Below are 6,880 nucleotides of genomic sequence, written 5' to 3' on the forward strand. Positions count from 1 at the left end.
ACACGTAGTATATATAATTTCTTCTTTTTATTTTTTATAGACACATTTTAAAATAGATAATGCTAATTCTTCGACAAAAACAAAAATAAAATCCATAAAGTTACTTTTATTTTTTTATTAATTAGACTTTAATAAAATTAAATATTTTTATGTATTTTTTTTACTATGTCCCTATATACATAGCTTTGTACGCATGAGAAAAAAATATTGACTTTTCTATAATATGGTAGTATATTTACTATAGATGGAATTTTGTAGTAATTTTCTAGCGAAAAATAAAAGATTAAAAATAAGTATTGACTTTTATTGTAATATTTGTTATTATTTAATTATAATATTTGTCGAATAGTGTACTTCAAGGAGGAAATATAAAATGAAATCAATAGGTGTAGTAAGAAGAGTTGATGAACTAGGTAGAATAGTTATCCCTATAGAATTAAGAAGAACTTTAAGCATAGCTGAAAAAGATGCTTTAGAAATTTATGTAGAGGGCGAACAAATCATATTAAAAAAATATGAACCAGCTTGTATATTTTGTGGTGATGCTAGAGATGTTGTTAATTATAAGGGTAAAAATATTTGTAAGTCTTGTTTAGAAGAATTAAAACAAGGTAGATAATCATACTTTCTATTAAAAAACAGATGATTTAAAAATCATCTGTTTTTTAATTTTATAATAAAAAAAGATCTTCACTTATTTATTATATTCCTAGTACAATAACATAATTATAAGCGAAGATTTTATATTTTTTTATTTAACCTTTATAAGTATATAAAAATCATGTTTAAATATATCTTATGTAATTTACTATATTTATCACTTTACTCTTCTTGCTCCACAATAACTACCATGACTTGAAAGTGGTACAATCTTAACTACATCTCCAGTACGAGGTGCATGAATCATTAGACCTCCACCTATATACATACCAACATGGCCTGGACCATTTCCTTTGTTATTAAAGAATACTAAATCTCCCGGTTGAAGATTTGATGCATCTACTGGAGTACCAAAGTTAAATTGATCTTCACTAACCCTAGGTATCGATATACCAAAATGAGCATATACATACTGTACAAATCCAGAACAATCAAATCCACTAGGGCTTGTCCCACCCCAAACATAGTTTACACCTTGGAACTTTGCAGCATAAGTAACTATAGCATCACTTGAATATCCTCCAGTTACTGGCGGTGGAGTCCCACCTCTATTAACAGAGACACTAGCAACACTTCTGCTTGCCGAAGCCGCTGCCTGAGCAGCTTGTTGTGCCGCTTTCATATCCTGTACTTTTTTATTTATAGCTGAAATCTGTGCATTTGCTGATGCGCTTAATTGCTGTGCTGAATTAACTTCATCATTAGCCTGAGCAATCAATGGTGCTTGTATTGCTTTTTGTTTATTTAAAGAATCCAGTTTTTTATTTTGTTCACTTTTGAAGGCAACTAACTTCTGTCTTTCTCCTTCAAGAGCATCCTTTTTCTTCTGCACTTCCTGTTTTCTTGAGTTCAAATCTGAAATTACTCTATCATTATAATTAGCTACTGTTTTTATGTTATCAACTCTTGAAATAAAATCACTTATTCCCTTTGATTCTAATAACGTACTTACATAGCCATTATTCCCACTAATATACATAGCTCTTATAGTCTCATTATAATTGCTTTGCTCTATCTTTATATTTTCTTCTGATCTCTTAATCTTCTCTTGTGATACATTTATGTCAGCTTCTGCATTACTTATCTTACCGTTTAAACTACCAACCTGAGCCATTCCATTTTGAATTTCGCTATCTAGTGATTCTATCTGTGCCTGTAAATCGCTAGCTTTTTTTTGTGCTGAATTAAGCATACTCTGACCTTGCTTATAGTTAGCCTGTGCCGAATTCAACTGATCATCTAAAGATGGATCTGCAAAAGTTCTTGCACTCATGGATAAAGTAATACCCAACGCTACAACAGCACATAGTAATTTTTTGTGCACCTAAATTCCCCCTTTGTTTAGTTGTACATATCCTCATAAAACTATGTGTTTAGTAGTTTTTGAAACCACTCTTTTCATTATATCATTAATAAATAAAGTGATGCAACATATTTAAACCTCACTATCCCTTGTCTATTGTAAATTCAATGGGAATACTTCTGTTTTCGCTATTATATTCTACTATATACTAATATGTATTAATTTTAGACTATTATTTACAAAAGAAAAGAGATAGGTAAAACCTATCTCACTCTTCTTGCTCCACAATATCCGTTCATATATGAAAGTGGAACTATTGTAACTGTTGCTCCCGTATGAGGTGCATGTATTATATTTCCGCCTCCTATGTACATTCCAACGTGTCCTGGACCTGATCCATCATCGTGGAAAAATACTAAATCTCCTGGTTGAAGATCTGACTGACTTACTGCTACACCATCTCCAAATTGTGCCTGGCTTGTCCTGTCTATTGATACACCGAAATGAGCATATACATATTGAACAAAACCTGAACAATCAAATCCGCTAGGGCTTGTACCTCCCCAAACATATGGTACTCCAATAAACTGTTCTGCATAACTAATTACAGATCCAGATGCAGCACTTGAATGAGTTGGTGCTGGTGCTGACTGATTTGCTGATGAATTTGTATTTTTAGTTGTATTTTTTGTAGCTGGTGTAGCTGATGTAGATGGTATACTTACTTTAACTTGACCTCTATTAACACTTACAGGTGCTGTGTTTGCAGATGCTGTAGTCGTTGTAGCTGGAGCTGGTGCGCTAGCAACTGGTTTAACCGCTGCTGTTGCTGCTGCTTGTGCCGCTGCCGCTACTTGTGCTTCCTGAGCTGCTGCCGCTGCTTGTGCCGCTGCTTCTGCATTCTTCTGTGCCGTTATTTTACCATTTACTACATCTACTTGTGCCTTTGCGTTAGTACTAGCTGTAGTTGCTGCTGCAATATCAGCTTTATACTGTGCAATTAAAGGATCTTGAGCCGTTCTTTGTTTTCCTAAATCCGCTATGTTTTTATTGCTTTCAGCCTGTAATGAAACCAATTTCTTTTTATTGTCCTCTAGAGAATCTTTCTTTTGTTGAACTTCCTGTTGTCTTTCATTCAATGAAGCTATTGCCTTATTATCAAATTCAGCAATCTTGCTTATATTATCAATTTTTGTTATAAAATCACTAAATCCCTTTGAGTCCAATAATGCACTTAAATATCCGTCATTACCCATTATATACATAGCTCTTAGTCTATTTTTATATAGATCCTGCTCTGCCTTTACACGTTGTTGAGCTTTCTCTAAATTCTTCTTTTGCTCAGCTATGTCTCCTTGGGTCTTGTCTATTTTACCCTTTATTTGGTCAGCTTCAGCCATGCTCTTCTGTATCTTATTATCTAAAGCCTCTATTTTGTCTTCCAATTGAGCATACTTAGCCTGCGATGCATTTAACGAAGCTTCACTTTGCTGATACTGACTTTGCGATGCATTCAACTGATCATTTAAAGATGGCTCTGCAAAAGCTTTAGTGCTAACCCCTAATACAACACCTACTGCCATAACGATACATATTATCCTCTTATGCAACTTTTATTCCCCCTTGTTAATTATATTATTATACTTTCGTACTATTCTAAAATTACCCATTGTTATATATTTTAACATTAATAGCCTATATACTACAATATAGATATTTGATATATATTCAATGAATTCCTTAGTATACTTAAAAATATCAAGGTTTTCTAATTGATATACACTATTTTAGGCTAATTTACAAAACTAATTAAATTATACCACTAAATTTACTTCTTAAATGGTAATTCTAAAAATAATTCCCATAAAATCCTCTTTATATATCTAAAGAATGTTTATATACTTCTGATTTTGAAATTCCTCTTTCCTTAGCTGTAATTTTAATGGCTTCTTTTTTAGTAGAGCCTTCAGCTATGCATCTCATTATCTGCTCTTTTATAGTCAAATTCTCCCATTTAGCTCTTTTTTCTTTTTCAATATCCTCATCGCTTTTACCAGATATTATAAGTACATATTCTCCTCTCGGGTCATTATTTCTATAATATTCTACAGCACCTTTTATAGTATCTCTAAATATATTCTCATGGAGCTTAGTAAGTTCTCTACATATTGATATACATCTATCCCCTAATACATCTAACAAAGCATCAAGAGTGTTCCTAAGTCTATGTGGTGCTTCATATATTATAATGGTATCTCTATATTCTTTTATTTCTTCTAAAACTTCACACCTATTCTTATTCTCTCTTGGTAAAAAACCTCTGAATGTAAACTTTCCTGTATCTATTCCTGAATATACAAGTGCTGTAATAAGCGCTGTAGCTCCTGGTATTACTTCAAAATCTATATTATTTTCTATACATCTATTTACTATAACACTTCCTGGATCAGATATTCCAGGCATACCCGCATCCGTTACAAGCGCTATGTTTTTACCACTTAAAAGTAAGTCAATAATTTGATTAGATTTATCATTTTCATTAAATTTATGATAACTTATCATGGTCTTTTTTATATTAAAATGATTTAGAAGTTTAAGAGATTGTCTAGTATCTTCAGCTGCAACTATATCACATTCCTTTAAAGTTTCCAGTGCTCTCAATGTAATATCCCTTAAATTTCCTATTGGAGTACCTACTAAATATAATTTTCCTGTCATAATTAATCTAATCTCCTTTAGTCATATTCAAATAAATAACTAGTCAGTATGCTAGCCTATTTTTTCATTATACCTTACTATGCTCTTCCATAAATTTTTTCTATTTCGTTAGTATAACTTCCATCTTCATTATGTACATAAATTGGTTCTCTCCACTTAAGAAATGCTCCACCGTCCCTATGCCCCTCTACAAGTACAATATTTGGTGCTTTATTTACACTTGGATGGATCATTTGTATAGTCTTAGGCTCTATCTTATGTTTTCTCATAAGGCAAAGTATATCCGCTATTCTCTCTGGCCTATGCACCATAAACATTCTTCCATTATCCTTTAAAAGTATTCTTGCTGCAATTACTACATCTTCTAAATTACAACATATTTCATGTCTTGCTATAGCATTTTTATCATTAAGGTTTATAATACCAGAGTTTTTAAGTTTGTATGGAGGATTTACTGTAATTACATCTGTCTTTGTCATAGTTTTAATCAGATTAATATCTGTAATATCTCCATTAATAAATTTAATTCTATCTTGTAATTTATTATAATCTACTGATCTGTTTGCCATATTTACCATATCTTCTTGTATTTCTATTCCAAAAATTTTTGAAGCTTCTGTTTTACCGGAAATTATAAAAGGAACTATACCAGTTCCCGTACATAAGTCAATTACTGTCATGCCTTTTTTTATTTTGGCAAAATTAGCTAAGAGTACTGCATCTATACCAAACCTAAAGGCATTCCTTTTCTGTATGACAGAAATACCTTTAAGTTGCAAATCGTCTAATGTCTCATCTTCCCTTAGGAAACTCATATTTTATCCACCTTTTCCATTAAAAATCTTTCTTAATATTATACACCATAGATGTATTACTTTAAAATTAAAAATTATATACTTTATAATTGACTTTATATAATTGTCCATTTAGAATATATTTTACATCACTGAAGATTTATGAAGTATTTTTAATTGACTTAATTTCAAATATTTCACAAATACGCATAAAAATACACAATTGCCATTAAATTAATTGAATATTAACATTATTTTATCTTTTCGTGAAACGAACATTTTCGAACAAAAAAGGTTTATATTATAAGTATATATTTTGTGAAATGGGGTGATCCTTATGAAACTTTTAAGACAACTTTGTATAATTGTGGCAATATGCTTTGTTGGTAGTCTTTTAAGTACTATTCTTAAATTACCAATACCAGGTAATGTTCTTGGTTTAATAATCTTACTAGTATGTCTTTGTACCGGAATTGTTAAACTTGATAAAATTGATTTAATAAGTAAGTTCTTACTTGACCATTTAGCATTCTTCTTCTTACCTGCTGGAGTTGGACTTATTGCATCTTATGGAATTATTAAGAATAGCTGGCCTATTCTTTTAGTTATTTGCTTTTTATCAACTATAATAATAATGACAGTTACTAGTTTAGTGGTAAGAGCATTACAAAAAAAAGGAGTTGATTCTAAATGAGTGCAGTAATTAGCTCACCTATTTTTTCTGTTATGATTTCATTAATAGCTTTTGAAATAGGTTGTTTTCTATATAGGAAAACAAATTTTCCTATATTTAATCCATTACTTATTGCAATTATAATCGTAATAGTTTTACTTAAAGTATTTAACATAAGTGTAGCAACCTATAATAAGGGTGGAGATTTAATTAATTTCTTTTTAACTCCATCAACGGTTATACTTGCTGTACCACTTTATAAAAAGTTGCAGCTTTTGAAAGAGAATGCAATCCCAATAATGGTAGGTATAACAGTGGGCTCCTTATCAGGGATGTGCTGTATAGTAATACTATGTCGTATATTCCTTATTCCTAAAAATATAGATTTATCATTGATACCAAAATCAGTTACAACCCCAATAGGCATGGAAGTTTCAAAACAAATTGGAGGTATTCCCCCAATAACGGTTGCTGCTATCATTATAACTGGAATTATAGGTGCAGTGGTAGGGCCAGTTGTATTTAAGATCTTAAAAATCAAAGATCCAATCGCTAAAGGTATTGCTTTAGGTACTTCTTCTCATGCTATAGGTACTACAAAAGCTATAGAGATGGGTGAAATAGAAGGTGCCATGAGTAGCTTGGCCATTGGTGTGGCTGGTCTTTTAACAGTAATATTAGCTCCTATAGTCTCAAATGTTTTTAGTTTCTTATAAAATAAATATATAAAAA

The 6,880-nt window shown here is 31.2% G+C and carries 7 protein-coding genes; 3 read left to right on the forward strand and 4 right to left on the reverse strand.

Annotated elements, in window-relative coordinates:
* The first annotated feature begins 373 nt into the window (after nucleotides 1-373).
* Nucleotides 374-619, forward strand: a complete 246-nt coding sequence (locus RH99_RS17255) for an AbrB/MazE/SpoVT family DNA-binding domain-containing protein (protein ID WP_010241227.1) — start codon at nucleotides 374-376, stop codon at nucleotides 617-619.
* Nucleotides 620-817: 198 nt separating this feature from the next.
* Here the strand turns inward: RH99_RS17255 and RH99_RS17260 are convergent, their stop codons facing one another.
* From RH99_RS17260 to RH99_RS17275, 4 genes are all read right to left on the reverse strand, one after another.
* The gene (locus tag RH99_RS17260) at nucleotides 818-1,984 is read right to left on the reverse strand and encodes a C40 family peptidase (protein WP_010241230.1); all 1,167 of its coding nucleotides are present in this window, start codon (nucleotides 1,982-1,984) and stop codon (nucleotides 818-820) included.
* A gap of 242 nt (nucleotides 1,985-2,226) precedes the next feature.
* Entirely contained in the window at nucleotides 2,227-3,573 is a 1,347-nt protein-coding gene (locus RH99_RS17265) for a C40 family peptidase (protein WP_010241232.1), read from the reverse strand.
* Nucleotides 3,574-3,838: 265 nt separating this feature from the next.
* Nucleotides 3,839-4,681 (reverse strand): 16S rRNA (cytidine(1402)-2'-O)-methyltransferase, encoded by an 843-nt coding sequence (gene rsmI, locus RH99_RS17270; protein WP_010241235.1) that lies wholly within the window; start codon nucleotides 4,679-4,681, stop codon nucleotides 3,839-3,841.
* Nucleotides 4,682-4,758: 77 nt separating this feature from the next.
* Nucleotides 4,759-5,496: a tRNA1(Val) (adenine(37)-N6)-methyltransferase gene (locus RH99_RS17275; RefSeq protein WP_010241241.1), complete on the reverse strand. Its 738-nt coding sequence runs from the start codon at nucleotides 5,494-5,496 to the stop codon at nucleotides 4,759-4,761.
* Nucleotides 5,497-5,812: 316 nt separating this feature from the next.
* Between RH99_RS17275 and RH99_RS17280 the strand changes: the two genes are divergently transcribed.
* Both RH99_RS17280 and RH99_RS17285 read left to right on the forward strand, forming a co-directional pair.
* Nucleotides 5,813-6,169 carry a CidA/LrgA family protein gene (locus RH99_RS17280; RefSeq protein WP_010241243.1) on the forward strand — a complete coding sequence of 119 codons (357 nt, stop codon included), beginning with the start codon at nucleotides 5,813-5,815 and terminating at the stop codon, nucleotides 6,167-6,169.
* Complete coding sequence (locus tag RH99_RS17285) at nucleotides 6,166-6,864, forward strand: LrgB family protein (protein WP_010241245.1); 699 nt, start codon at nucleotides 6,166-6,168, stop codon at nucleotides 6,862-6,864. Before RH99_RS17280 ends, RH99_RS17285 begins: the two co-directional genes overlap by 4 nt.
* Nucleotides 6,865-6,880 lie beyond the last annotated feature (16 nt).

This window comes from Clostridium arbusti SL206 (genome assembly GCF_000246895.1).
In the GTDB taxonomy this organism is placed as follows: Bacteria; Bacillota; Clostridia; order Clostridiales; family Clostridiaceae; genus Clostridium_I; species Clostridium_I arbusti.